This is a genomic window from Alkalibacterium sp. s-m-28 (genome assembly GCF_054658175.1).
The window spans coordinates 1-255 of record NZ_BAAGIQ010000403.1 but is presented as its reverse complement, the minus strand read 5'-3'; the positions used below and the strand labels follow the sequence as shown (position 1 = coordinate 255).

Sequence of the window (255 nt, the reverse complement as noted above, 5' to 3'; positions counted from 1 at the left end):
ACCTGAAAGATCTCTACAGAGTGCTCAAGAAAAAGCGTGGCCGTGCGAAAATTAAAGCATCTGTCGTTGTCAGCTTAGGATTGAACGATAATAATGAAGACATCCAGGCTAAGATAATATTTGTTCGTGACAATCGCAGAGGCAAGAAAAACTGGCTAGCTCTTCTGTCAACTGACGTTGACTTGCCAGATGAGGAAATCATTCGTTTATATGGAAAACGCTGGCAGATCGAGACCTTCTTCAAATACAGTAAAT

The 255-nt window shown here is 41.2% G+C and carries 1 protein-coding gene; it reads left to right on the top strand.

Annotation, left to right across the window (positions count from 1 at the left end; genetic code table 11):
- The coding region (locus ACYQ4S_RS12770) for a transposase (protein ID WP_459771559.1) at nt 1–255 on the top strand (255 nt) is incomplete at both ends.